The following is a 25,094-nucleotide window of genomic DNA, read 5'->3' on the forward strand; positions in this document are numbered from 1 at the left end:
TGAGAATAACCGCCCCGAGTTCTCACACACCCCTATGGAACCCGAACTCTACGACGACCTGACGGGACAGGTCGCCCTCGTCACGGGCGCAAATCGAGGTATCGGCCGCCAAATCGCCGAAAACCTCCGTGACCTCGGCGCAACCGTCTACGCCGGGTCTCGAAGCATGATGAACGAGACGCCAAAGGGAACCGAGCGCGTCATCCTCGACGTAACCCAAGAAGGCGACATCGAAGAGGTCGTAGACGGTATCTTCGCCGACCAGGGCCGTCTCGATATCCTCGTCAACAACGCCGGAATCGGTGAGTTTGGTGACGACATCGTCGCAGAACCGACCGAAACCATCGACCGAACCCTGAGCGTCAACGTCCGCGGGCCGATGCTCATGTGCAAGCACGCCGTGCCACTTCTCCTCCAGAACGACGGCGGAAGAGTCGTCAACGTCTCCTCCGGCATGGGCGCGATTGGCGAGGAACAGTCCGGTGGGTCGCCCTCGTATCGAATTTCGAAGACTGCAATCAACGGTCTCACTGCGTATCTCGAAGGCCAGTACGGCGACGACGGCCTGATTGCCAACTCGGTGTGTCCCGGTTGGGTTCGGACCGACATGGGCGGCGAAAACGCATCTCGGTCGGTCGAAGACGGTGCGGAGACGCCGACGTGGCTCTCGCGGTTCAAACCAGGCAGTCCCTCGGGCAAATTCTGGCGGAAGAAGCAGGTTATCGACTGGTAATCGGTAGCGGTACGGCGCTTCGGAGTCGATTCGTGAACTCGCGGTCGTTCGAATCTTCGTCCACAGCGGGTTCAGCAGTGCCCTTTCTGAATTCGTTCAGCGCGACGAGTACGTAGTACACGCCGACGAGTCGTGTCGCCGGGTACACCCACGGTTTCCACTCGCAGTGTTCTGCGTCGGTGTAGGCGATTTTGCTCCCGTAATCGACGTACGCGCGTGGGAACAGCATGGCGAGTACTCCGATGACGCCGACGAACTTCTTGAACGACGACAACGACCCACCCCGACGCGCGAGGACCATGAGTATCGCTCCTTCACTCCGAATCACGGGGGTCATCCAGGGTCGCATCTCACACTCGTCTGGGTTTTCGAGCGCCAGTCGCTCTGCAGTCCGGACGAGCGCACCTGGTCGAAAGAGTTCGACGATACCGACTACCCTAAGTACGGTGCGTAACATGACTGCCACGTAATACGTTACCTAGACGCATGAAACCATCCGTTACTTGTCACACCATTCGTTGCTAGCCATTCCAATGGGACCGTCGTTTGGTGTGAAATCCCCGGCGGCCCTGCGGCCTCTCACGTCACGCCAGCACCGCGCCTCTCAAATTCCTCGTACTCCTCCCCGTCCAGAATCTCGCGGAGATGTTCGACCGTTCGGTACACGTCTTCGAACCCGATGTACGCAGGCGACGGGGCGATTCGAACGACGTTGGGGACGCGATAATCCACAATCACGCCGCGTTCTTTCAGCGCCAGACTGATGCGATAGGCCTCGTCGTGTTCGACGGCGACGTGGCCGCCGCGGGCGTCGTGGTCGCGCGGGGTGCCGACTTCGCACCCCGGCAATCGTTCGTCCACGAGTTCGATGAGGTAGTCGGTGAGTTCGAGCGATTTCTCGCGGAGTGGGCCGACGCCGCCAGCGTCCTCGACGATGTCGAGCGCGCCGTCGAGCGGTGCCGACGAGAGAATCGGAATCGTCCCGACTTGGAACGCGCCCGCCGAGTGCGCGGGGTCGTAGGTGAGCGCCATGTCGAACTGCGTCTCCTTGTCGTTGCCCCACCACCCGGCCAGTGCGGGCGTGGTTCCGAAGTGACGCTCGTTGACGTAGAGACCGGCAATCGCGCCGGGACCGGCGTTGAGATACTTGTAGTGACACCAGACGGCGAAGTCCACACCAATATCCGAGAGGTCGTGTGGAATCACGCCCACCGAGTGCGCGAGGTCGAATCCGGCGAGTGCGCCCGCGTCGTGGGCCGCTTTGGTGATGGCCTCGATATCGAACAACTGGCCGCTCCGGTAGAGTACGGAGGGGAGAAACACCATCCCCACGTCGCCGTCGATAGCGTCGAGTACGTCCTCGGTTCGGATGGTTCGACCGTCTCGACTCTCGACCACGCGCAGGGCGTCGTCGGGGTTCACGCCGTGGCTCCGGAGTTGCCCGCGAATCGCGTAGTGATCGGTCGGAAAGTCGAGTGAATCGACGACGATTTTCTCGCCGCGTTCGGGGTCGTAGAAGGTGCCGACGAGGGCGTGAATGTTGACCGTCGTGGAGTTGGCGACGACGACTTCTTCGGAGTCGGCCCCAACGAGCGGTGCGAGTCGCTCACCGAGTCGCTCGCCGTAGGTGAACCAGTCGGGGTCGGCGTCGGTCCACCCGCGAATGCCGAGGTCGCGCCACTGTTCGACCGCCCGGTCGAGTGCCGCTTCGGCGTCGTCTGAAAGCAGGCCGAGGGAGTTCCCGTCCATGTACAACTCGCCGTCCGGAATCGAGAACCGCTCGCGGAGGTCAGAAAGCGGGTCTGATGCGTCGCGCTCGCGGGCATCGCTGAGAGAAATACCGTCCTCGCCGTCCATGGTCGAGCAACGGATGCGCGCGAGAAGTAGCTTTGTACCCCGCGCCGTCGCGCTTTTTTGTATTCGCTCCGCGCTACGTGTATGGACGAGGGTTTCGGTCTCGCATCTGCACCTGCGGTGGACGCACTCGACCCACAGGCACAAGCGGTGGTAGACGAGGTTTCGCAGTTGGGTATCCCCGAGTGGTCTGCGCTCGATGTCGAGAGTGCCCGACGAATCGAAGACGAGGTGTTCTCGGCGAGCGATGCCCCGGAAGTCGCCCGCATCACCGACCTCGCCATCCCGGGACCAGACGACGAAATTCCGATTCGGGTGTACCATCCGGCTCCCGCAGCACACCGTCCAACTCTCGTCTTCTTCCACGGCGGCCTCTGGGCGATGGGAACGCTGGACTCCATCGACGGAGTCTGTCGGCGACTCGCCGTGCGCGCAGAGTGCGTCGTCGTCTCCGTCGATTATCGACTCGCCCCCGAACACCCGTTTCCTGCCGGTCTCGAAGACTGCGTTGCTGCGGTCGAATGGGTCGCAGAACACGGGTCGTCGATTGGTGCGGATACCGATTCGATTTCCGTCGCGGGGACGAGTGCCGGTGGCAACCTCGCGGCCGCGACGTGTCTCTCGGTACGTGAGTTCGACGGGCCAGCGATTGCGAGCCAATTTCTCCTCTATCCGATGACCGACCTTTCACTGGAACATCCCTCGCTCGAAGAAAATTCGGAGGGGCCGCTTCTCACCCGCCGCGACGTGGCGTGGGCCCACGAGACGTATCTGGAGTCTCCCTATCATCGACACAACCCCTTCGCGGCACCGCTTCGAGCATCGTCGCACACGGGGTTGCCGCCAGCCTACGTCGTCACCGCGGGGTTCGACCCGCTTCGAGACGAAGGCGCGGCCTACGCGAATACACTCAGCGAGGCAGGCGTCGAAGTCGTCCACGACCACGAACCAGCGATGCCACACGGATTCCTGAGTTTGACCGCCGACGTGGATATCGCAGACGCCGCCCTCGACCGCGTTGCGGCGGCCATGAAAACTGGGCTCTAATTACTCAGTTTTGTGCGCGAGTCGTTCGTAGGCGTCCCACGACGGGTCGCTACTCGGTACTTCGATTTCCTCGCCGTCGATGACGACACCAGCGCCGTCGGTGACTGTTCCGGCGATGCCGACCGCCGTTCCGTGTTCGGCCAGTGCATCGCACACGTCGTCGGTCACGTCGGGGTCGGTCGCGATGATGAGTGTCCCGGCAGTGGTCGAGTGCCACGGGTCGATATCGAGATAGTCGCACACTTCGCGGACGCCCGGACGCATGGGAATGCTCGAGGAATCGAGGTCGAGTTTGACACCGGCGGTAGCGGCGATTTCGTTGAGTGCGCCGTGGACACCGCCTTCGGTGGCATCGTGCATGGCGTGAACGCCACGCCCGCCCGCCGCGGAGACGGTCATCGCGTCGCGGACGCCACCAGTTTCGTCTAATCGTTCTTGGGCAGTTGCAAGCGTTTCGGCGTCGAGGCCGTCGAAGCCCTCGGGAAAGAGCGTCGTGAGCAGGCCGGTCGTCTCGACGGCGGGGCCGTTCGTGATGAGGATATCGTCGCCGGGGCGGGCACCGTCCGGGCGAATCACGTCTTCGTGGTCGCCGACGGCGAGCGCGGTTGCACCGCCAATCCACGGGTACGAACACCCGCCGTAGCGGGCGGTGTGACCAGTGACGATAGAGATACCGAGGTCGTCGGCCTCTTCGTGCAGGGCGGTCCAGAGGGTTGCGAACTCCTCGTCGGTCATCTCGGGCGGGAGCGTGAACGAGATAGCGAGATGAGAGGGTGAGAGCCCCGAGACGGCAACGTCGGTGAGGATGATATCGAGGGCGAAGCGTGCTGCTCTGTCGAATCCGAGTTCGGGAAGAATCGAGACGGGGTCGGTCGCGAGTGCGACGGCCGTACCGTCGAGGTCGAGCAGTCCGAAATCGACGCCGTGTGTCGGACCGAGTGCCACGTCGTCGCGGGACGCGCCGAGTCTGGGAAAGATGTATTCGGCGAAGAAGTCGCGGTCGACCTTTCCGAGGTCTGTCATAGGCGTGTTCGGTGACGGGCGAGTAAGAACGTACTCATCGACTTCGAGGTCGAGACAGTACTACGCCTCGCTACGTGTGTGGGAAGATGGGACGGTCCCCCGTCCCATGCTCATGAAGAACGACGCGGACTCGGTTCGAAGGGGTATGAAAAGTCCCACCACCGGACTGATACCGCGTCAATTGCATTATTTCGCTCGGAGTACAAGTAACTCGCTAAGTTTTCTCGATGGACCTTTATAGGAAAATCATACCAAAGAAACAGTTTGCTAGTTTCTTACTTAGATTAAATAACGTGGTGGCCAGTCTCGTCGGGAGTGTTGTTAGGGGTCCGCCATCGGTCGTCGAGGTGTTCGACGAGGCTGTGGGCAACGGCGACTGGTTCTTCGTGGTGTACCCAGTGAGTAGCGTCGTCGAAGACTCTGAGATGGCCATCTTCGCAGTAGCCGAGACTCTCGCGAGCCATCTGCCGAGAGAGGAATCTGTCTTTCGCCCCCCAGAGGATGAGCGTCGGGACGGAGACTGTTTGGCGGCGTGGCTTTGGTCGGTCTCGGACGACTGCGCGATACCAGTTCACCATCGCGTTGTAGGCATCGGGGGTATCCCACGCTGTTCGGTAGTGGTCGAAATCCGACGGTGAGAACGTTCCAGGGAGTGCCGAGTCGGCCATCACGCGATGTAGTGTCTCCCAGTTTCGGAGTGGCGCGAGGAGTTCCGGAATCTTGGGTAGTTGGAAGAACAGGACGTACCAACTGCGAAGTTGTTGACGCGGGTCGCGGCGAAGGTGTCGGGCGAATACGTTCGGGTGAGGGAGGTTGATAACCGAGAGTGAGGAGAGACGGTCTTCGTGATGGAGTGCAGTCCACCACGCGACTGCACCACCCCAGTCGTGGCCGACGACGTGTGCGCGTTCTCGGTCGAGGGCGTCGATGAGGCCGACGACGTCGTCTGACAGTTCGTCGATACGATAGGCGCTAATTTCGTCCGGTTTGTCACTTCGGTTGTAGCCGCGCTGGTCGGGAATGACGACCCGATAGCCTGCTTCGGTGAGCGGGCGAACGTAATCTGCCCACGCGTACCAACATTCTGGAAATCCGTGGAGGAGAACGACGAGTTCTCCGTCTTTCGGTCCCGCTTCGACGACGTACAGCGAGACGTCGCCGACGTCGACTGTGCGTCCGGTCGCCTCCGTCGGGAGTGCGATATCGTTGCACCCTAGCCCCAATGACGTTGACATGCAACACGGTACGTCGCCAGGCGTCAAATGTGCCGCGGAAAAATGAAAGAAAAATTGAGTAAAAATGGCGGTCCGGCGACGAGTTAGCCGAACAGGCGTTCGCTCAGCTTGCGCGTTCGCGTCTGTTCGGCAAGGAGGACCGAACAGGACACGTCGTCCACCACGTCCATGACGAGGGTGCCGCTGAGGAGACGCGAGAGGAGTCCGCGCTCGGTTGCACCGATGATGACGAGCGACGAGTCTTCCGCGTACGACTCGATGATGTGTTCGACGTCGCCGGATTCGACAGCGAGTCGTGCATCGGCCAAGTCGCGCTCGGCGGCCCATTCACTGAGGAACGATTCACCCGCTTGCACGTCGTCGGCGACGTGGAGGAGCGTCACGTTCGAATCGTACACCTCGCGGAAGGCGTGTGCAATCGAGGCAGACAGGTCGGAGTCCGGCCCGCCTGCGGTCGGCACGAGGATGTCCGAAGGGTCGAAGCCACGATCTTTCAGCACCAGCACGTCGTAGGGGAGCGAACTCGTAATCTCGTCGAGTGCGCTCTCTGCGCGACCGGGAGAGCCGTGGGTCGGACCCCAACCCATCACCATCAGGTCGGCGTTGTACGTCTCTGCGGCGTCGAACACTTCCTCGAACGAGCGGTGCGAGAGGACGGTGTGAGTCTCGAACGGCACGTCCAACTCTTGGGCACTCAATCGCGCGGATTCGAGGAGTTGGTCGGCCTCGGAGAAGTCGTACTCGGCTTTCGCCGAGGCGAGTGCCGTCTGGTCCGGCACTTGTACGATGTGGACGCCGACGAGTGTGCCACCACGGTTCTTCGCGAGCGACCCGGCGAGTTGCACGAGGTCACGTTGGCTCTCGGGGTTCGAAAGCGGGACTAAGACGCGGAAGCCGCCGTCGGGTTGGACACTGCTCGCGGCCGAAACCGCGGCGTCCGGGAGTTCGTCGGAGCGCCTGAGGATGTACCGAGAGAGAATCCCGACTTTTTCGGTCCTCCCACGTGCGTAGACCAAGTACCAGACGATACCGAAGGCAACGAACAGCACCGAGAGGGCGATTTCGATTGGTGCGAGAAACGCGAGGAGGCCAAAGGAGAACACCGCACCGAGGATGGGTGTAAGGGGATACAGCGGCACGGTGAACGCGGGGTCGTACTCGGCGACTTCCGATTCACGCATCACGATGAGTGCGAGGTTGAGAAGACCATAGACGATGAGGTGCAGGGCACTTCCTGCCTTCGCAAGTGTCTTGATATCGCCGATTGCGATGAGAAAGACGATGATGGACCCCGTCACTGCAATCGAGCGATACGGGGTGGCGAACCGCGGATGAATCTCGTTGAGCCACGTCGTCACGAGTTTGTCCCGGCCCATCGCGAAGTTGATTCGAGAGGAGGCGAGGATAGACGCGTTGGCACTCGATGCGGTCGCAAGGAGGCCACCGAACACGATGATAGCAAAACCCACGCCACCCAGTCCGAGGGCCGCTTCGAACGACAACTCCGCGACTTCGATGACAGGGTCGGCACCAATCGCCGAGAGTTCCTGCCACGGCTTCACCGACGCCATGACGACCATCAAGATTGCGTACATCGTCGTGACGATGAGTACCGACCCGACGACTGCCAGCGGGAGGTTTCGGCCTGGGTTTTTAATCTCTTCTGCGACGGTCGTAATTTTCGCGAACCCGAGGAACGAGACGAACACGAGTGCGGTCCCCGGAAGGATGGCACCGTACCCACCGAGTTCACTCGGTGCGAAGGGGCGAAGTGTCGTCAAGTCGGCTTGGAGGAAGCCGAGAATCGAGAACGCGGTGAGAATCAACACGAGGGTAACGACGATAACGACCTGAATCGCTCCCGTCTCTTTGGCCCCGACGTAGTTCACACCAATAAAGAGCAGTCCAGCGAGAATCGCGGCGACTTGGACCGACGAGAGGGTGAAGAACCCGAGGCTGAGAGCGGGAACACCGACGAGCTTCACGAGGAAGTCACCGAATCCAATCATGTAGAAGGCCGACGCGAAGGCCAAGCCCATCCAGTTGCCCATACCGGCGATAGAACCGAAGAGTGGCCCCAATGCGTGATTGACGTAGTAGTAACTTCCACCGGCTTTCGGCATCGCAGTCCCGAGTTCAGACGCCGACAGCGCAGTAAAGAGCGAGATGATGCCACCGACGACGAACGACAGCGCGATTGCGGGTCCGGCAGTAGCGTAGGCTTCGCGTGGGAGAACGAAGATTCCCGCACCAATCATCGTCCCGACGCCGATTGTCAGCGCCGCGAGCGGACCAAGGTCTTTGGCGAGTTCTTCGTCAGTCATCGTTCACCGTCAGTTGATGCGTCGGCACCGGGGAGAATCACGACCGGCCACTCATCGTTTCGGACGAGGTGTTTGCGTGTCTCGCCCGAAAACAGGTCCCACCATCCGCGCCCCTCGCGGGGTGAGAAGACGATGGCCGTTGCGTCGATTTCGTCTGCGACGCCCATGATTGCCTCGGAAACGTCGGTCGCAAATCGAAGCTCGGTATCGACGTCGAGGTCGAACTCGTCGGCGATTCGACCGACGATATCGAACACGTCGTTTGCGAGTTCTTCGCGTTGTTCGACACCGGCTTTGTCCGGCGCGCCGCCCGCTTTTTCGATGACGTGGACGACAGTTGCCTGCCCCTCTTGGGCGACGATACGTGGAAATGCTGCCCGGCACGTCGCTGTCGCATCCGCTTCGTTCGCAAGCGGGAGCAACGGTCGTTCGAACAGTGGCTCGACTGCCTCAGTCATTACCTATAGAGCGGTCGCAGTTGGTGTTCATCGCGCGATTCAACCCGGCGGAAGCGGACCGCACGGTGCCGTGTAGCCCACAAATACAATGTGACCGTCGGGAATTCATACTGTCGGCTTGAACGTGAAATGCTTTAGAAGTTCGCAAACCTGCCGGACGCGTCGGGGAAATTCGGCGAGAAAATAGACGTTCGTTAGATTCTCAGTTCAAACCGCGACGACCCACGCGCGATAGTCCTCGTCGCGGCCGTAGACACGCTGAAACACGGTGTCGATGAATCCGGCGAGTCGGTTCGCATCGGACCGTGCGGTGATTCGAACGTTCGTCCCTTCTGCCGTTTCTGGGCTTTCGAGTTGGTCGATGCGGAACTCAGGGTAGGACGACAGCATCTCCTTTAATTTCGAAAGTTCCTCGTCGGTTACGTCGATGTTGAACGTGCGGTCGGCGAACTGAACCCACGGAGCAGGTGCGTCTTCGCCGTCGATTTCGGGGTCGTACTCGGCTTCGACGGTGAGAAACGCGCTGCCGCGGTTGCGGTGGGCAACGACGGCGTCGGCGAAGAGTTTTCGTCGTTCACGGGTAGTGGCCGCCTCGAATCTCGTCATACTGGCGGGTACTCCGTCTCGGTACAAAAGCCACCCGCGTCGTCGCCGGGAGTGGGCTCAGAGCATCGTCACGACGAGTGCGAGCGAGACGGCGCTGACGACGAGGAGTTGTGCGGCGAGAATGGCAACCGGGGCGAGACCGGTATCGCGCATCGCGGCGAGGCGGACTTCGAGGCCGAGTCCGACAAAGGCGAGTGCGAACAGTGTGTCGCCCGCAGTGTCGATGGCGGTGAGCGCACTGGACGAGAGCAGACCACTGTTCGCGAGAGCGGCGACGAGACCGAATCCGACCAAGAAACGCGGAACGCCGTCGAGGAGTCCGCGAAGGCTGTCGGTTTCGCCGCCCGCGTATCGCACTGCGTACCAGAGGGCGACGCCGCCGAGCATCGAGTTGCGAGCGAGTTTGGTTACGGTCGCCCACTGGCCTGCGACTGCCGAGTGAGCGAAACCGGCGGCGGTGACTGGCCCGGTGCTGAACATACTCAATCCGACCCAGACGCCGAACTGTTGGCTCGAAAGGGGAAGCACGTCCCCAGCGATGGGAAAGAGGACGAGCGTGACCGCGTCGAACAGGAGAACTGCGGCGACGACGTGTGCGAGCGATTCGCCGTCGGCCTCGATGGTTCCAGCGATGGCAGTGGCCGCCGAGACACCACACACGCTCGCGCTCGCGGCGAGGAGCGAACTCGTCTTCTCGGCGATGCCGAATACCCGCCCGGCGAGAACTTCGACGAAGAGCAAGCCGCCGATGACGGTTGCGACGACGAGTCCGAGGACGACCGGGCCGGAGGCGACGAGTTCGTCCAGAGCGATACGCGCGCCCAGGAGGACGATACCCGTTTCGAGGAGGAGTTTCTGTGTTCCGACGCCGGGTTCGGCCCAGTCGGGGACACCGACCGTATTGGCGACGAGCGCGCCGAAGAAGACACCGAGGAGGAGGGCGTTGACACCGGGTACGACACCAGCGACGAGCATCGACGCGCCCGCGAGCGCGACGAGGAGACCGAGGCCGGGGAGCAGACGCCGGATTCGAGTGGGTCCGGCGACGCTCACGGCGTCCCTACGACAACGATGGTCACGAGTACGAGTCCAAGCAGCGTCGCTCGCCACCCTCGCTCCAGTACACACCACCGAGCACACATCTGCGTGAGGGTGCCCAAGTCCGTCGATGTATCACGCATCGATTGGTGCCAAGAGACCCGATGCGTTGAACGTGTCGCTCTTTGTCGGGAGAATCAGCAATATTGGCTCCTAAATCACCACCGAATCGGCGAAGGAACGTATCAATGTGCGAAGATGCGGCAACCATTTCTTCTTTCTCTCGGACAAGGTTTCGCAGATGTGAGTTGCTTTCTTCAACACTATATGCTCTCGCCGGGACGGGTCGGGTATGGGAAAGCGCATCCTTCTGCTCGGCGCACCCGGCGCTGGCAAGGGCACTCAGTCGAAGCGACTCGCCGAAACGTACGACGTAGAGCACGTCACGACCGGTGACGCGCTTCGCGCGAACAAGGACATGGAGACGGAGTACGGCACGCCGCGTTCGTTCATGGAGAAGGGCGAACTCGTTCCCGACGGCATGGTCAACGAAATCGTCGAAGCCGCGCTCGAAGACGCCGACGGCTACGTCCTCGACGGCTACCCGCGCAACCTCTCGCAGGCGGAGTACCTCACCGAAATCACGGACCTCGATGCCGTACTCTACCTGAAGGTCGCCGAAGACGAACTCGTCGAGCGCCTCACCGGCCGCCGCGTCTGCTCGGAGTGCGGCACGAACTTCCACGTGAAGTTCAACCAACCCGAAGAAGAGGGCGTGTGTGACGAGTGTGGTGGCGAACTCGTCCAGCGCGACGACGACACCGAAGAGACCGTCCGCGAGCGGCTCTCGGTCTTCGACGAGAACACGGCACCCGTCATCGAACACTACCGCGACGAGGGTGTTCTCGTGGAAATCGACGGCGAGCAGACTCCTGAAGACGTGTTCGACGACATCGCGACCGTCGTCGACGACGCGTAATCGAGCGAGGACGTCCGTTTTTTTTGGGTCGATTACCCGCTTCGTAGCCGTGCGGAGGCGCCATCCGCAGAGTAAAAACTTGATAACGCCCGGTTGCCAAGGGCTGGTAATGGCACGAATCGAATCGAAGGTGCGCGAGCTCATCGATTCGGACGCCGACATGCGCAACGCGGTCGAAACCGTCCTCGAACGGGCGGACGACGGCGAAGTCGCGTGGGCGGACGTCCGCGACGAGCTAACGAGCGGTCAGTGGGGCCGCCTCATTGAGAAGGGCATCCTCGTCGATGGCGACGAAGGCTTCAAATTGGCTGATGTCGATGCGACCCGCGCTGGACTCGAAGCGCCCGACACCGACTCGGACTCTGCTTCGAGTTCCTCCTCGAAGTCCGTCGATACCGGCGACTCCTCGTGGTCGAAGTACGACAAGGGTGCGGCGGTCGTGACGGTCGGACTCTTCCTCGGTTACTCGGTCTCCGAGGTTCGGGACGTCATCGGCAATATCATGGACGTGTTCCTCGGCCCGCTGGCGAGCATGCTCCCATTCTACGCCGTCGTGATGGTCCTCGCACTGGCGACGGGTCTCTACTCGACGCTCTTGCAGGCGAACCTCATGGACATGGAGAAGATGGGCAAGTACCAAGAGCGGATGAAGGAAATCCAGCAGCGACAGAAAGACGCCAAAGAGCGCGGCGACGACGCAGCGCTCGAAAAGATTCAAGAAGAGCAGATGGAAGCCATGGGCGACCAGATGGGTATGTTCAAAGAGCAGTTCCGCCCGATGGTGTGGATTATGTTCCTCACCATTCCGGTGTTCCTCTGGATGTACTGGGCCATCGGCGTCGGCGGGTCGGACCCACACATTCCACTCGACCCACTCGTCCTCCCGATGGTCGGTGAAGTCGCGTGGAAGGACGCGGTCCTCGGACCCATGCAGGCGTGGATTATCTGGTACTTCCTCTGTTCGATGGGCTTCACCCAGATCATCCGCAAAGGCCTCAACATCGATATGACGCCGACGAGCGCGTAAACTCGCTTTTCTCTTTCTCGAACTGACGCGTCGGCTCTCGAAGACCGCCGTGAGAAGCCCCCACAGGGGTAGACGCTAACGATAACACCTTTTAGCCGACCGCTCTCAGCATGCATATGTTATTGACCGTCTCCGGGCCACCGGGAAGCGGAAAGAGTACGACGGCCGCCGCCCTCGCCGAGGCGTTCGACCTCGAACACATCAGCGGTGGGGATATCTTCCGAGAACTTGCCGCTGAGCGCGATATGACGGCCGTCGAGTTCAACAAACTCGCCGAAGAAGACGACCAAATCGACCGCGACCTCGACCGCCGACTTCGCACTATCGCAGTCGAACGCGACGACGTTCTTCTCGAATCTCGACTCGCTGGCTGGTTGGCTGGCGACGAAGCAGACCTTCGATTCTGGCTCGACGCTCCTGTCTCTGTCCGCGCCGAGCGTATCGCCGACCGCGAGAACAAGTCGGTCGAACTCGCCCGCGAGGAGACGACGACCCGCGAAAAGAGCGAAGGAATGCGCTATCAGGAGTACTACGGCATCGACATCACCGACCTCTCTATCTACGATATCGCGCTCAACACGGCACGCTGGGGCGAAGAAGAAGTGCCCGCAATCATCACCGCCGCGGTCGAATCCTACGACCCCGCAGACGACGAAGGAAAGTATCCAGTCGAAGGCGTTCGATACGACTTCTAACCATGCTTCGTGACCCACCCGAAGAACGGACGCTCGACGACCTGCTCTCGTTCGGCGTCGTCAATCTCGACAAGCCACCGGGGCCGTCGGCCCACCAAGTGACCGGGTGGGTCCGCGATATGACTGGCGTTGACCGCGCCGCCCACTCCGGCACGCTCGACCCCAAAGTCACGGGCTGTTTGCCGATTCTCCTCGGCGATGCCACCCGCATGGCACAGGTGTTCCTCGAAGGAACCAAAGAGTACGTTTCGGTCCTCGAACTCCACGGCCCGGCACCCGTCGATATCGAATCCACGGTTGCGGAATTCGAGACCAAACTCTATCAAAAGCCGCCTCGCAAATCCGCCGTCTCGCGTCGCCTCCGCGCCCGCGAAATCTACGACCTCGACTTGCTCGAAGTCGAGGACCGACAGGCACTCCTTCGGATTCGCTGTGAATCTGGAACCTACATCCGCAAGGTGTGTCACGATATCGGCCTCGCACTGGGCACCGGCGGCCACATGGGTCACCTCCGCCGCACCGCGACCGACCCGTTCGACGACTCCACGCTCGTCACGCTCTACGACCTGCAAGACGCACTCGTCTTCGCCGAAGAGGGCGACGAGTCGTGGATTCGAGACGTTGTCTCGCCCGCCGAGCGCGCACTCACGCACCTTCCTTCGGTGACCATCGCCCGAAGCGCCGCCCGCGAAGTCGCTCACGGCGCGCCGATTTACGCCCCCGGCGTGTTCGATGTCGAAGCGGGCGCATCTCGCGGCGACCTCGTGGCCTGTTACACCGACGATGGCGCTGTCGTTTGTTTGGGTCGCCTCGTCGGTGACGCCGACCAAGAAGAAGGCGAGGTCGTCTCGCTCGAACGCGTTCTAATCTAGTTACCGTCGATTTTTCTCGGCTTCTGCGAGCGTTTCGGCCTGCTCGTGAACCGATTGAATCTCGCGGTTTGCGCCTGCTTTGTCGAGGTCGTAGATGTATCGCCACGAGGCGAGAGGGTAGCCGTACGACTCGGCCGGTTTCGACTCTGGTGGCGGCGAGTCGTCGTCGCTGACGAGCCACTTGACGACACCGTACCCAACTGCACCGACGAGTATCACGGCACCCACGATGTAGAGGAGGTCGAACGGAATCGCTTCGGGCACGAGTGGCATTCGTTTGTCACGACGTGGGGTGTGCGTATCAGTGTTGTCGCCTACCCGCTGTGAAATGTAATCGCACGCTATGGCGTCTCGCTCTTGCGACGAAACGAAGGGCTTAACCGCGAGACACGCATCGCTTTGAATGCAACCCCGGGACCGTGGGGTAGTGGTATCCTCTGCCGATGGGGTCGGTAGGACCTGAGTTCAATTCTCAGCGGTCCCATACATTTCTCGCAACACAATTCTTCGAGCCGTGGGTCCGTTAGGACCTCGGCGAGACACACTGTGTTGCGTGTATGGTGATGGACGCTGAGCATTGAGCCAGGAGGTCGCAGTCCATGAGCGGAGCAAGTGGAACTGGCTTCTGTTGTTCAATTACCCTTGTTTGAATTAATGCATCTCATAGTGGGTGACATCTCGTTCACTCTCACTCCCTACATCCACCTTACCCTCTCAGCCAACCTACACTATCTCGATGATTTCAGACCTGACACACACGACAGTACTCGTCGAAAACGTGGACGACGCAATCGAGTGGTACACCGACAAATTAGGCTTCGAACTCCGTGACGACGAGGAGTTCGCACCCGGAATGCGCTGGGTGACTGTCGCGCCGGAAGGTGGCGACGTTGAAGTTGCACTGCAAGAACCGAGCGACGAATACGGCGAAGGGATGGCCGCCGAGATGCGCGACAGAATCGGAAAGGGCACGACCACGGTTCTCGCCGTGGACGACTGCCGAGCGACCGTTGCAGAATTGGAAGAGCGTGGCGTCGAGATAACGAGAGAGCCAGAAGAAGTCCCGTGGGGCGTCCACGCCAATATCGTAGACCTGTACGGCAATCCGTACAATTTGGTCGAGACTCGGTGACGGCCTATTTTTATCTGAGTAGTTCGCTCACCGCAACCAACACACCGACGCTCACCACAATCACCCCAACCTCCGCAACCGACGACAGCAACCCGAGCGACACAATCAACGTCGTCGCACACGCGGGTGGGTGAACCGTATCCGTCGCCAGCATCCCCCATCCAGTCACAGCAACCGAGACGATGCCGCTGAGAACTAAACGAAGGCCTTCAATCGAGAGAGCTGGCGGAACAGCAGTGAGCGAAACACCCGACGCAAGCACCGAGTAGGCGACAAACCCCGCCAGCGCACCAATCAGATGACCGCCGATGACGCGTCGAGGGCGGACCTTCTCGCGCTGTGTTTCGAACGCGAGTACGAACGCCGAGGGGCCGAGGCTCGGGAAAATAAAGGGCTGGCCTGTGGCCCACGCGAGTACACCGAGAACGGCAAAGAGGCCGCCTGCAACGACTCCTGTTTCGACGCCTCGACGTGACACACCTGCGTGTCTGTGTGTACTGGATAAAAACGGTGGCTATCTGATTCAAGTAGTCGGCCGCGAAACAGGTTGGGCATGCCCGGAGCAGTGTTCCTCGAAGGCGACGAAGTCGAACTCCGAACCGTCGATGGGAGTGATGTCGATTTTCTCCACGAACTGGTCAACGACCCACAGATTCGGCGTGGAATCGCCGCACTCGACCCAATCACACGTAGCCAGGAGCGCAAGTGGGTCGAAACCCGTGGAAAGGACGACAGCATCAACTTCATCGTGAGCGTCGGAGGCGAGGCCGTCGGCACGATAGGACTCAAGCCGCCGAACAATGCGGGTGTCGCCGAAGTCGGCTACATGATTGCACCAGACCAGTGGGGCAATGGCTACGCCACCGACGCCCTGCGAACCATGTGTGGCTACGCGTTCGAAGAGCGCCGACTCCACAAAGTGTACGCGAACGTCTACGAGACGAACCCAGCCTCCGCGGCGGTCTTAGAGAACGCAGGGTTCGAACGAGAGGGCGTCCACCGCGAGCAAGGGTTCGTCGAAGGCGAACACATCGACGTGCTGCGATACGGCCTGCTCGTGGACGAGTGGATGGAGGAGAACACTCAGACCGAAGACGGCCTCGACAGTTGGATATAGTCTAAATCCAGCCTTCTTCGACGAGTAGTTCGCCGTTGAGGACAGACGCGCCTGCCGCGCCGCGAATCGTGTTGTGGGCGAGGCAGTTGTACTTGACACCGTTTGGCGTCTCTTGGATGCCGCCAGCCGAAATCTGCATGCCGTCGCCGCGGGTGCGGTCGAGACGTGGCTGTGGTCGGAAGTCGTCTTCGAAGACGTGAATCAGTTGCTCGGGTGCGCTCGGGAGGTCGATACCGGGGAACTCGCGCATCGCGGTCGCGACATCCTCGGGCGTGGCGTCCTCAGCGAGGTCGGCGAACACGCTTTCGAGGTGGCCGTCGAGCGTCGGAATCCGGTTACAGGAGGCGTTGACTTCGGCGTCGTGAAGCGCGACTTCTGCACCATCGAAGGAACCGAGAAGCTTGCGCGATTCGGTCTCCATCTTCTCTTCTTCGCCGCCGATGTGTGGGATAGCGTTGTCGATGATTTCCATCGAGCTGACGCCGTCGTAGCCAGCACCGGAGACGGCTTGGAGGGTCGTGACGTGGACGCGGTCGAGGCCGAACTGGTCGAGTGCGGCGAGGGTCGGAACCATCGTAATCGTCGAACAGTTCGGGTTCTTCACGAGCGCGCCGTCCCAGCCGCGTTCGTCGCGCTGGACTTCGATGAGGTCGAGGTGTTCAGGATTAATTTCGGGAATCGTCAGCGGCACGTCGGGTGCCATGCGGTCGTTCGAAGAGTTAGAAGAGACGACGTAGCCTGCTTCGAGGAAGGCGGGTTCGACCTCGGCGGCGACCGACGAGGGGAGCGACGAGAAGAGGAGGTCAACGTCGTCACCGACTGCCGAGGGGTCGGTGCCGACGACTTCCATCTCGGCAATCTCGTCTGGGATTGGCGTATTGACGCGCCACTTCGCGGCTTCTTTGTATTGCTTTCCTGCGCTCGCGTCGCTCGCGGTGAGCGCGGCGAGTTCGAAGACCGGGTGGTCTTCGAGTAGTTGGATGAATCGCTGTCCGACTGCGCCGGTCGCGCCGAGGATTCCGACTCGTACTGCCATTAGCCGTGACGTAGTGTATCACACACATAAGGCCGTTTGGGTTTGCGGCGCAGTAATTGCCGATAATCGCAGGATATCGCGGCTGAGCGTCACGATTTTCAGGTATTTCCTCATGGTCGAACACGTGAAACGTCAATCGTCGAACGGCTGTCCGACGTGCGTTGTTAACCGATAGAATAACGTGTAGTTCCCTGAAAGACTACCGCAAATGTTCAGCAAGGTTCTCGTCGCCAATCGAGGCGAGATCGCAGTCCGAGTAATGCGGGCCTGCGAGGAGTTAGGCGTCCGAACCGTGGCAGTCTACAGCGAGGCTGACAAACACGGTGGACACGTACGCTACGCCGACGAGGCGTACAACATCGGTCCCGCTCGTGCAGCAGACTCGTATCTCAACCACGAGGCCGTCTTGGAGGCCGCGCGCAAAGCAGGCGCAGACGCCATCCACCCCGGCTACGGGTTCCTCGCGGAGAACGCGGAGTTCGCGCGCAAGGTCGAAGAGAGCGAGTTCGTCTGGATTGGTCCCAGTGCGAATGCAATGGAGCGTCTCGGGGAGAAGACGAAGGCGCGCGCGCTGATGCAGGATGCCGACGTGCCTGTCGTCCCCGGCACGACCGAACCCGCCGAGTCCGCCGACGAAGTGAAAGACGTCGCCGACGAGTACGGCTATCCGGTCGCCATCAAGGCAGAAGGTGGTGGCGGTGGCCGCGGTCTGAAAGTCGTTCGCTCCGAAGAGGAAGTCGACGACCAGTTCGAGACGGCACAGCGTGAGGGTGAAGCCTACTTCGGCAACGCCTCTGTGTACGTCGAGAAGTACCTCGAAGCGCCGCGCCACATCGAAGTCCAGATTCTCGCCGACGAACACGGCAACGTCCGTCACCTCGGTGAGCGTGATTGCTCGCTCCAGCGCCGTCACCAGAAGGTCATCGAGGAGGCTCCCTCTCCGGCGCTCACCGACGAACTCCGCGAGGAAATCGGTGAGGCCGCCCGCCGCGGCGTCAAGGCCGCCGATTACACCAACGCGGGGACGGTCGAATTCCTCGTCGAGGACGGCGAGTTCTACTTCATGGAAGTGAACACGCGGATTCAGGTCGAACACACGGTGAGCGAACAGGTCACCGGCCTCGACATCGTGAAGTGGCAGATTCGCGTCGCCGCTGGCGAAGCACTCGACTTCGAGCAGGACGACGTGGAAATCGAAGGCCACTCCATCGAGTTCCGTATCAACGCGGAAGCCCCCGAGAAGAGCTTCGCGCCCGCAACGGGCAAACTCGTCACCTACGACCCGCCGGGCGGTATCGGCGTCCGCATGGACGACGCCGTGCGTCAGGGCGACGAAATCGGTGGCGACTACGACTCGATGATTGCGAAACTCATCGTCACCGGGTCGGACCGCGAAGAGGCCATCATCCGTGGTGAGCGCGCACTCGCCGAGTTCGACATCGAAGGCCTTCGCACCGTGATTCCGTTCCACCGCCTCATGCTCACCGACGAGGAGTTCCGAAACGGTACGCACACGACGAAGTACCTCGACGAAGAACTCGAATCCGAGCGCATTCAGGCCGCTGTCGAACGCTGGTCGTCCGAGGACATCTCGTCGGACGACGACGAGGAGGTCACCGAGCGCACGTTCACCGTCGAAGTCAACGGCAAGCGATTCGAGGTCAACCTCGAAGAGCGTGGTGCGCCTGCAATTCCACTCGGTAACGCCTCGGGTAACTCGAAGCCGTCCGGTCCGCGCAAGCGAAACAAATCCGGCAACGACAGCCAGCAAGTCATCGAAGGCGATGGCGAGCAGGTCACCGCCGAGATGCAGGGAACGATTCTCTCTGTCGAAGTCGAAGAGGGCGACGAAGTCGAACCCGGCGACACGGTGTGTGTCCTCGAAGCGATGAAGATGGAGAACGACGTGGTCTCCGAGCGCGGTGGCACCGTCTCGCAGGTTCTCATCGGCGAAGGCGACAGCGTGGACATGGGCGACGTGCTGCTCGTCCTCGAATAAGACGCGAACCGCGAACCTCTTTTTGCGCGCCTGAGTAGCCAGCGTATGAGCGATAGCCGGCGCGCCCTGCTTTCTGCACTCGCCGACGGTCCGGTCTCCGGTCCAGGCCTCGCCGACCGACTCGGCATCTCCCGAGCGGCGGTCTGGAAACACGTCGAAGCCCTCCGCAGCGAGGGATTCGAAATCGAGAGTACGGGAGACGGGTACGCCGTCACCGCAGTCCCAGAGTACGGCGGCCGCGCAATCGAATACGGACTCGATGCCGACTTCGATATCGAGTTTCACGAGGCTCTCGGGTCGTCGAACGACCGCGCTCGCGAACTCGCCAGCGACGGGAGAGAGAACGTCGCCGTCGTCGCCCGCGAACAATCGGCCAGTCGTGGGCGAAAAAACCGCGAGTGGACCGCTCCCGACGGCGGCGTCTGGATGAGTTTGCTTATCCGGCCCGACGAACCACCAGCCTACGCGCCGTTGTACACCTTGGCGATGGCTGTGGCGGTGTGTGATGCGGCGCGAGAAGCAGGTGTGGATGTGGGGATAAAGTGGCCGAACGATGTTATCGTGAGCGAAGCGAGCGATAACTCGTCTGCAACTGCCGACGAATCAAACCGCGGCTACCGCAAACTCTGCGGCATCCTCACCGAGATGGAAGGCGAGGCAGACAGAGTCTCGTGGCTCGTCATCGGGACCGGCATCAACGTCAACCTCGACCCGGCGACACTCCCCGAGGGTGCGACGAGCATCTCAGCAGAGGCGGGCGAAGTCGAACGCCGTGTGTTCGTCCAGCGCGTACTCGAACGATTCAGCGAACTCGCTTCTGACCTCGAATCCGTCCTTCCGGCGTGGCGCGACAGAGCAGACACACTGGGGCAACGAGTTCGCGTCCACACAGCCTCGGGAGTAATCGAAGGCGAGGCTGTCGATGTGGAACATCCGGGCACGCTCGTCGTCGAGACTGAGAATGGAATAGAACGAGTCCACGCGGGCGACTGCGAACACCTCCGACCGGCGTAACTACTCGTCGCCGTCGGCGGTGACAGCTTCTGATTCGGTTGTTACCTCAGCGCCGTCAGTCGCGTCTGCGGTAGCCGGGGCTTCGACGTCGAGTCGAGGTGACTCCGTGTCGTCGCCTTCGATACGGACAGTAAGCACTGGAACCTTCGATGCGCGGACCACTTTTTCCGCGACAGAGCCGAGAAGGAGGCGGTCGATACCGCCGCGACCGTGTGTACCCATCACGATGAGGTCGCACTGTCCTCGCTCGGCGAACTTCACAATCTCGCGGCTGGGTGTTCCTTCGAGGATGTGTGTTTCGACCGGGACGTCTTGCGCCTCGGCGGCGCGTTCGACCAATTCGACGGCGGCCTCTGCGTCGGCGCGCAAGAGGTCGTCGAGTCCTTCCCACGAGGACTCCATCGGAAGCCCTGCAAAGCTTCCGGCGTTCACCACGTAGATGCCGTGCAGTTCCGCACCGTGGACTGCGGCGAGGGCGGCGGCGTGGGTCGCGACGCGTTCGGACCCATCAGACCCGTCGATTGGGACGATAATCCGGTCGTACATTACCATGACACATGATAACGTATTACTCCCCGTGTAATAACCGTTTGCGACGGTGCAGTGAAAAACCGAGCGTCCGGACGTTTCTCAGAGGTAGACGTCTTTGATATCTGCCATTCCGGCGCGACGAACGACGCCGCGGACGATATCTTTCGTCCCGGTGAGGTTGTCCGACTCACCATCGAGGACGAGCAGTTTCGCCTCTTTGCCCTCTTCGACGACGCCGTAGTCGAGTCCTGCAATCTCGGCACCGTTGACGGTGGCCATCTTGAGTACCTCTTTTGCGGGCACGTCAGCGAGTTTGGAGGCGAACTCCATCTCGCGGAACATCGATGGGCTGTTGAGCATCACGTTGTCCGTGCCGAGTGCGACGGTGGTTCGCTCGACGAGTTCGCGAATCGGTGGGACGCCGACGCCGGTCACGAGGTTCGAACGCGGGCAGACGACGATGGGGATTTTGCTGTCCTCGACGCGCTCGAGATGGAGCGACTCGGGATGCACCATGTGGACGAGAAAGTCTGGGTCGAGGTCGAGTGCCGCGTTGATGTCGAGCGAGTCGCGCTCGCCTGCGTGGATACCAAAGAGTTTGCCAGCCTTCTCGGTCGCATTGCGGAGCGCGCCGAACTCGGCGTCTCGGGCACCGGATGCACCGAAGCCATCCGAGACTTCCATCGCGCTTTCGGTCTCACGACCGAGAACGACGGCCTCGATATCGCGGCCGGTGAGTGCCTGTCGGATGATACCGACGCCATCGACGCCGCCTTCGCGGAATTCGAGACACGCGGCAGTCCCGGCGTTCTCCATCATACAGAGCGAGCGGCGAATCGCTTCGACCTTCTCGTCGGTGCTGGCCGCGCGCAGGAGTTGGTGTTTGAGTCCGTCCGGTGGGGCGACGAGGTCGTCGAGCGAAAGTCCCTCCCCGGCCTCTTTGGCTATCGAATCGCCGATGTGTGTGTGCGCGTTGATGAACGCCGGGAGGACGATATCGGTCGAATCGGTGTCGGTCTCCTCGACAGACACGATTTCGCCGTCCTCGACGACGACACGCCCGCGGATTGGCTCCAGTTCCGGCCCACGAAGTACAGTTCCCTCCAACCTCATTGCCCACGAATCAGAGTCCGTCGGCCTTGAAGCCCCCGAATCTCGGTCTGGATTATTCGAACTCGTCGAGTGTCGCGTGGATGCCGCGGCGAACGTCTTTGACGAGTGCGCCGTCGATATCGAGTCCGAGGTGATTGGCGGCGGTGCGGCCGACGCGCTTGGTGGACGCTTGGGGTGCGTAGACGCCGAGTCGCCACTGCTGTTCCTGTGCGGTTCGGAGCGCCTGCACGAGCGGCGATTCGCGCTCTAACTGTCGAATCTCGCCGTTGACCATCACCCGCGACGTGGATTCTTTCATCGACGGGCGAGAAGGCACGTCGAGGATGACCGACGTTGGGTCTACGTCGGCGTCGTCGGCGATATCGTGTTCGAGTTCGCTGATTTCCTCGTGGTCGGCGGTCAGAATCTCTTCGGAGACGTCAGAGAGTTCGGCCCAGACGGCGCGTTTGAACAGATTTCGCGTCGCCAGTCGTTCGGCGAACTCGGACGTGGAGGGGTTGAGTCGAAGACCGACGAGCAGGTCGGCGTCGTCCATGCGGCGGAGTTTCTCAGCGCCAATGTCGGGTTCCTCTAAGAGGCGCTCCGACGCGCGTCTGAGCATCGCTTTCGAGATGCGGGCGACGTGGTGAGCGTAGACGGTCGGATTCATCAGCGCCCGTGCGAGCAAGAGCGACTCTGCGGTCTGGACGTTGCCTTCGCCGAGGACGAGTTCGCCGTCGACGAAGGTGAGTTCGCGAATCAGGCGTTCGTGGTCGATAGTGCCGTAGGGGACACCGGTGTGGTGGGCGTCGCGGACGAGGTAGTCCATGCGGTCCACGTCGAGTTCCCCCGAGACCAACTGGCCGAACTTTCCCTCACCAGAGACCAGTCCAGCGATTCGCTTTGGGTCTAATCCTTCGTCTTCGAGGACTTGGCCGACGTTGCCACGAGTGACGAGTTCGGCAACGTCATCGTGGTACTTTCCGGTGTGGCGGTGGGTCACGTCTTCGATGTTGTGGCTGTACGGGCCGTGGCCAACGTCGTGGAGGAGCGCGGCGGCCTCGACGTGGGCGGCGGCGTCGCCTTCGACACCGAGGTGTGAGAGGGCACGAGACGCGAGGTGGTAGACACCCAGACTGTGTTCGAACCGAGTGTGGTTCGCAGAGGGATAGACGAATTGGACCGTCCCTAACTGCTTGATTCGCCGCAGACGTTGCATCTCCGGCGTATCGAGGAGGGACTCGGCCACGCCCTCGACCTCGATGTGGTCGTGGACGCTGTCCTTGATGGTTGTCATAGGTGACGTTCGGCCGTCATCGAATAAAAGCCAACGGGGGTTCCGGGGCGAGACTGTGGTCTCAGTACTCGATTCCAGATAAGATGAATGTGGTTCGCCCGCTCACGTGGCGGGGCGGCCAACGGTGTCTTCGCGGCCACGGTGGAGGTAGCCACCGATGATGCCGCCGACTGCACCGGGGATACCGGCGACGACGACCAGGACGAGCAGTCCCAGTCCCAGGCCGAGGCCGAAGATACCCGCGAGGAGCGTCCCGACCACGGTCAGGATGACTGCGATAACGAGGGCACCGATTACGGTTGCGAGTGCGCCATGCGTGGCATCACTCGTCGTCGAACGGTTGTTGTAGTATCCAGCGACTGCGCCCGCGATGAGACCCGTCAGCGACGCTCCTACGACTGGCAGCGAGAGGTCTGTATACGGGACTGCGAGACCGCTGAGGATTCCGATGACGATACTGGTTAGAAGTCCGTATAGGACGGCGCGCCAATTGATATCCATTACACTGGATAATGACGGTGTGTAAAGGGATAATCACCTTTCACAATTTGTCAGAACGTACTGAACCGAAGACAGTACCGAATCTCCATCAAACTCCTTCATTTTGGGGGTAAAGGGCACTTTCTAGGAATTGACCAGAAAAAGAATAATATTTCTGTCATCGATATGTCCCCGTTTCTTGGTGGTCAGTAAATGAGACCAATCGAGCAATCAGGAGAGCGCCCACTGGTCGAGTCTGTGTGCCGAGAGGTCGAATACGTCGGCCGCGGCGACCGAAACCTCGTCGCGCACGTCACTCGGCGCGTAGACGCCGAGTCGCCACTGTGTTCGCTCGGCCGACCGCAACGCGCCGACGAGTTCCGACGTCTCTTCGAGACGTTGCATGACGCCGTTGACGACGACGCGACTCCGCGACTCTTTGATTCCGGGGCGGGGCGGGACGTCCACGAGTACCGAGCGCGACTCGACGCCCGCGATATCTGCAATCTCGCGCTCGGCGGCACGCGTCTCGGCGTGTGTGAGTTCGACCACGTCGGCAGGGACAGCCTCGAGAGGTGCCCAGACGGCGCGCTTGTAGAGATCTCGGCGCTCGATTCGTTCGCCGAGTTCGGGTACGCGCTCGCGGAGTGCGACGAGCAAGTCGTGGTCGGCCATTCGAGCGAACTCTTCGATAGGAAGGCCATCTTCGACGAGGCGCTCAGATGCCTGTTCGAGCATCGCCCCGGCGATACGCGAGACGTGATGCCGATAGACGATTGCGTTCATGAGCGCTCGCGCGAGTAAAAGCGACTCTGCGGTCTGGACGTTCCCCTCGGCGAGGACGAGATTTCCATCTCGATAGCGAAGTTCTCGAATCAGCCGTCCGTGGTCGATAGTGCCGTAGGGAACGCCGCTGTGGTGGGCGTCGCGGACGAGGTAGTCCATGCGGTCCACGTCGAGTTCCCCCGAGACGAGTTGGCCAAGACCGGCGTTTCCGTCCACGAGGTCGGCGACGCGTACCGGGTCGAGGCCATGCGATTCGAGGACGTCACCAGCGAGCGAGTCTGCCAGTAGGTCGTGAATCTCGTCGTGGTCGAGACCGGTTCGTCGGCGAATGAGGTCCTCGGTCTGGTGACCGTAGGGACCGTGACCGATGTCGTGGAGGAGCGCGGCAGCGCGGACGTGTGCTGCACGGTCACCGTCGATATCGAGATGCGAGAGGGCACGGGACGCGAGATGGTAGACACCCAGACTGTGTTCGAACCGGGTGTGGTTCGCAGAGGGATAGACGAGGCGCACCGTCGAGAGCTGTTTGATGTGGCGGAGGCGTTGAAACTCCGGGGTGTCCACAAGGTCGGCGGCGACGGGGTCGAGCGAGATGTAGTCGTGGACGCTATCCTTGACGGCAGTCATTGACTCGAATCGAGTGCGGAGCGAGTTATCTGCTTCGAGTGACAGGATGAGTGCCCCCAAATGGTTTCCTCGAAGCGGCCAGACGGCCTGTA

At 61.2% G+C, this 25,094-nt stretch carries 26 protein-coding genes and 1 tRNA gene; 11 read left to right on the plus strand and 16 right to left on the minus strand.

Going from position 1 to position 25,094, the window contains the following annotated elements; translation table 11 throughout:
- Positions 1-34 precede the first annotated feature (34 nt).
- Complete coding sequence (locus ACK509_RS12205; protein ID WP_410766815.1) at positions 35-733, plus strand: SDR family NAD(P)-dependent oxidoreductase; 699 nt, start codon at positions 35-37, stop codon at positions 731-733.
- Here the strand turns inward: ACK509_RS12205 and ACK509_RS12210 are convergent.
- Positions 720-1,190, minus strand: coding sequence for a hypothetical protein (locus ACK509_RS12210; protein ID WP_410766816.1), 471 nt, complete (start codon positions 1,188-1,190; stop codon positions 720-722). The genes ACK509_RS12205 and ACK509_RS12210 overlap by 14 nt on opposite strands.
- A gap of 122 nt (positions 1,191-1,312) precedes the next feature.
- Entirely contained in the window at positions 1,313-2,590 is a 1,278-nt protein-coding gene (gene kynU / locus ACK509_RS12215) for a kynureninase (RefSeq protein WP_410766817.1), read from the minus strand.
- 81 nt (positions 2,591-2,671) lie between these two features.
- Here kynU and ACK509_RS12220 point away from each other — a divergent pair, with 81 nt between their 5' ends.
- Positions 2,672-3,634: an alpha/beta hydrolase gene (locus tag ACK509_RS12220; protein WP_410766818.1), complete on the plus strand. Its 963-nt coding sequence runs from the start codon at positions 2,672-2,674 to the stop codon at positions 3,632-3,634.
- Here the strand turns inward: ACK509_RS12220 and ACK509_RS12225 are convergent, their stop codons facing one another.
- The 6 genes from ACK509_RS12225 to ACK509_RS12250 form a co-directional block, all read right to left on the minus strand.
- Positions 3,635-4,657: an AIR synthase family protein gene (locus ACK509_RS12225; RefSeq protein ID WP_410766819.1), complete on the minus strand. Its 1,023-nt coding sequence runs from the start codon at positions 4,655-4,657 to the stop codon at positions 3,635-3,637.
- Positions 4,658-4,941: 284 nt separating this feature from the next.
- Positions 4,942-5,892 (minus strand): alpha/beta fold hydrolase, encoded by a 951-nt coding sequence (locus ACK509_RS12230; RefSeq protein WP_410766820.1) that lies wholly within the window; start codon positions 5,890-5,892, stop codon positions 4,942-4,944.
- Positions 5,893-5,975: 83 nt separating this feature from the next.
- Positions 5,976-8,216 carry an amino acid permease gene (locus tag ACK509_RS12235; RefSeq protein WP_410766821.1) on the minus strand — a complete coding sequence of 747 codons (2,241 nt, stop codon included), beginning with the start codon at positions 8,214-8,216 and terminating at the stop codon, positions 5,976-5,978.
- A complete protein-coding gene (locus ACK509_RS12240) occupies positions 8,213-8,674 on the minus strand; it encodes a universal stress protein (protein ID WP_410766822.1) in 462 nt (153 codons plus the stop codon). Before ACK509_RS12240 ends, ACK509_RS12235 begins: the two co-directional genes overlap by 4 nt.
- Before the next feature lie 207 nt (positions 8,675-8,881).
- The gene (locus ACK509_RS12245) at positions 8,882-9,280 is read right to left on the minus strand and encodes a hypothetical protein (RefSeq protein WP_410766823.1); all 399 of its coding nucleotides are present in this window, start codon (positions 9,278-9,280) and stop codon (positions 8,882-8,884) included.
- Between the two features lie 57 nt (positions 9,281-9,337).
- Positions 9,338-10,333, minus strand: coding sequence for a YeiH family protein (locus ACK509_RS12250; RefSeq protein WP_410766824.1), 996 nt, complete (start codon positions 10,331-10,333; stop codon positions 9,338-9,340).
- A 337-nt stretch (positions 10,334-10,670) separates the two neighbouring features.
- Here ACK509_RS12250 and ACK509_RS12255 point away from each other — a divergent pair, with 337 nt between their 5' ends.
- The 4 genes from ACK509_RS12255 (at position 10,671) to ACK509_RS12270 (ending at position 13,891) form a co-directional block, all read left to right on the plus strand.
- On the plus strand, positions 10,671-11,297 hold the full coding sequence (locus tag ACK509_RS12255; RefSeq protein ID WP_410766825.1) for an adenylate kinase: 627 nt from the start codon (positions 10,671-10,673) through the stop codon (positions 11,295-11,297).
- A 109-nt stretch (positions 11,298-11,406) separates the two neighbouring features.
- Entirely contained in the window at positions 11,407-12,324 is a 918-nt protein-coding gene (locus ACK509_RS12260) for a DUF106 domain-containing protein (RefSeq protein ID WP_410766826.1), read from the plus strand.
- A gap of 116 nt (positions 12,325-12,440) precedes the next feature.
- Entirely contained in the window at positions 12,441-13,019 is a 579-nt protein-coding gene (gene cmk / locus ACK509_RS12265; RefSeq protein ID WP_410766827.1) for a (d)CMP kinase, read from the plus strand.
- A gap of 2 nt (positions 13,020-13,021) precedes the next feature.
- Positions 13,022-13,891 carry an RNA-guided pseudouridylation complex pseudouridine synthase subunit Cbf5 gene (locus ACK509_RS12270; protein ID WP_410766828.1) on the plus strand — a complete coding sequence of 290 codons (870 nt, stop codon included), beginning with the start codon at positions 13,022-13,024 and terminating at the stop codon, positions 13,889-13,891.
- Here ACK509_RS12270 and ACK509_RS12275 read toward each other — a convergent pair whose 3' ends face one another.
- Entirely contained in the window at positions 13,892-14,164 is a 273-nt protein-coding gene (locus tag ACK509_RS12275; RefSeq protein WP_410766829.1) for a hypothetical protein, read from the minus strand.
- Positions 14,165-14,304: 140 nt separating this feature from the next.
- Here ACK509_RS12275 and ACK509_RS12280 point away from each other — a divergent pair.
- Both ACK509_RS12280 and ACK509_RS12285 read left to right on the plus strand, forming a co-directional pair.
- A tRNA-Pro gene (locus tag ACK509_RS12280) sits at positions 14,305-14,375 on the plus strand.
- A 252-nt stretch (positions 14,376-14,627) separates the two neighbouring features.
- Positions 14,628-15,023 (plus strand): VOC family protein, encoded by a 396-nt coding sequence (locus tag ACK509_RS12285; RefSeq protein ID WP_410766830.1) that lies wholly within the window; start codon positions 14,628-14,630, stop codon positions 15,021-15,023.
- A 10-nt stretch (positions 15,024-15,033) separates the two neighbouring features.
- Here ACK509_RS12285 and ACK509_RS12290 read toward each other — a convergent pair whose 3' ends face one another.
- Positions 15,034-15,501 (minus strand): HPP family protein, encoded by a 468-nt coding sequence (locus tag ACK509_RS12290; RefSeq protein ID WP_410766831.1) that lies wholly within the window; start codon positions 15,499-15,501, stop codon positions 15,034-15,036.
- A 75-nt stretch (positions 15,502-15,576) separates the two neighbouring features.
- On the opposite strand from ACK509_RS12290, the gene ACK509_RS12295 reads away from it, so the two are divergent.
- A complete protein-coding gene (locus ACK509_RS12295) occupies positions 15,577-16,140 on the plus strand; it encodes a GNAT family N-acetyltransferase (RefSeq protein WP_410766832.1) in 564 nt (187 codons plus the stop codon).
- A 1-nt stretch (position 16,141) separates the two neighbouring features.
- Here the strand turns inward: ACK509_RS12295 and asd are convergent, their stop codons facing one another.
- The gene (asd, locus tag ACK509_RS12300) at positions 16,142-17,176 is read right to left on the minus strand and encodes an aspartate-semialdehyde dehydrogenase (RefSeq protein WP_410766833.1); all 1,035 of its coding nucleotides are present in this window, start codon (positions 17,174-17,176) and stop codon (positions 16,142-16,144) included.
- A 208-nt stretch (positions 17,177-17,384) separates the two neighbouring features.
- On the opposite strand from asd, the gene pccA reads away from it, so the two are divergent.
- Together pccA and ACK509_RS12310 are read left to right on the plus strand one after the other, a co-directional pair.
- The gene (pccA, locus tag ACK509_RS12305) at positions 17,385-19,175 is read left to right on the plus strand and encodes a propionyl-CoA carboxylase biotin carboxylase/biotin-carboxyl carrier subunit (protein WP_410766834.1); all 1,791 of its coding nucleotides are present in this window, start codon (positions 17,385-17,387) and stop codon (positions 19,173-19,175) included.
- A 45-nt stretch (positions 19,176-19,220) separates the two neighbouring features.
- Entirely contained in the window at positions 19,221-20,189 is a 969-nt protein-coding gene (locus tag ACK509_RS12310; protein WP_410766835.1) for a biotin--[acetyl-CoA-carboxylase] ligase, read from the plus strand.
- Here the strand turns inward: ACK509_RS12310 and ACK509_RS12315 are convergent, their stop codons facing one another.
- From ACK509_RS12315 to ACK509_RS12335, 5 genes are all read right to left on the minus strand, one after another.
- Positions 20,190-20,741 carry a universal stress protein gene (locus tag ACK509_RS12315; protein WP_410766836.1) on the minus strand — a complete coding sequence of 184 codons (552 nt, stop codon included), beginning with the start codon at positions 20,739-20,741 and terminating at the stop codon, positions 20,190-20,192.
- 78 nt (positions 20,742-20,819) lie between these two features.
- On the minus strand, positions 20,820-21,833 hold the full coding sequence (locus ACK509_RS12320; protein ID WP_410766837.1) for an amidohydrolase family protein: 1,014 nt from the start codon (positions 21,831-21,833) through the stop codon (positions 20,820-20,822).
- Between the two features lie 52 nt (positions 21,834-21,885).
- Positions 21,886-23,109: an HD domain-containing protein gene (locus ACK509_RS12325; protein WP_410766838.1), complete on the minus strand. Its 1,224-nt coding sequence runs from the start codon at positions 23,107-23,109 to the stop codon at positions 21,886-21,888.
- 102 nt (positions 23,110-23,211) lie between these two features.
- Positions 23,212-23,610, minus strand: coding sequence for a DUF5518 domain-containing protein (locus ACK509_RS12330; RefSeq protein ID WP_410766839.1), 399 nt, complete (start codon positions 23,608-23,610; stop codon positions 23,212-23,214).
- Between the two features lie 210 nt (positions 23,611-23,820).
- The gene (locus ACK509_RS12335; RefSeq protein ID WP_410766840.1) at positions 23,821-25,002 is read right to left on the minus strand and encodes an HD domain-containing protein; all 1,182 of its coding nucleotides are present in this window, start codon (positions 25,000-25,002) and stop codon (positions 23,821-23,823) included.
- Between the last annotated feature and the right edge of the window lie 92 nt (positions 25,003-25,094).

Origin of the sequence: Haloferax sp. DFSO60, from assembly GCF_046557615.1 — an archaeon.
Lineage (GTDB): Archaea > Halobacteriota > Halobacteria > Halobacteriales > Haloferacaceae > Haloferax.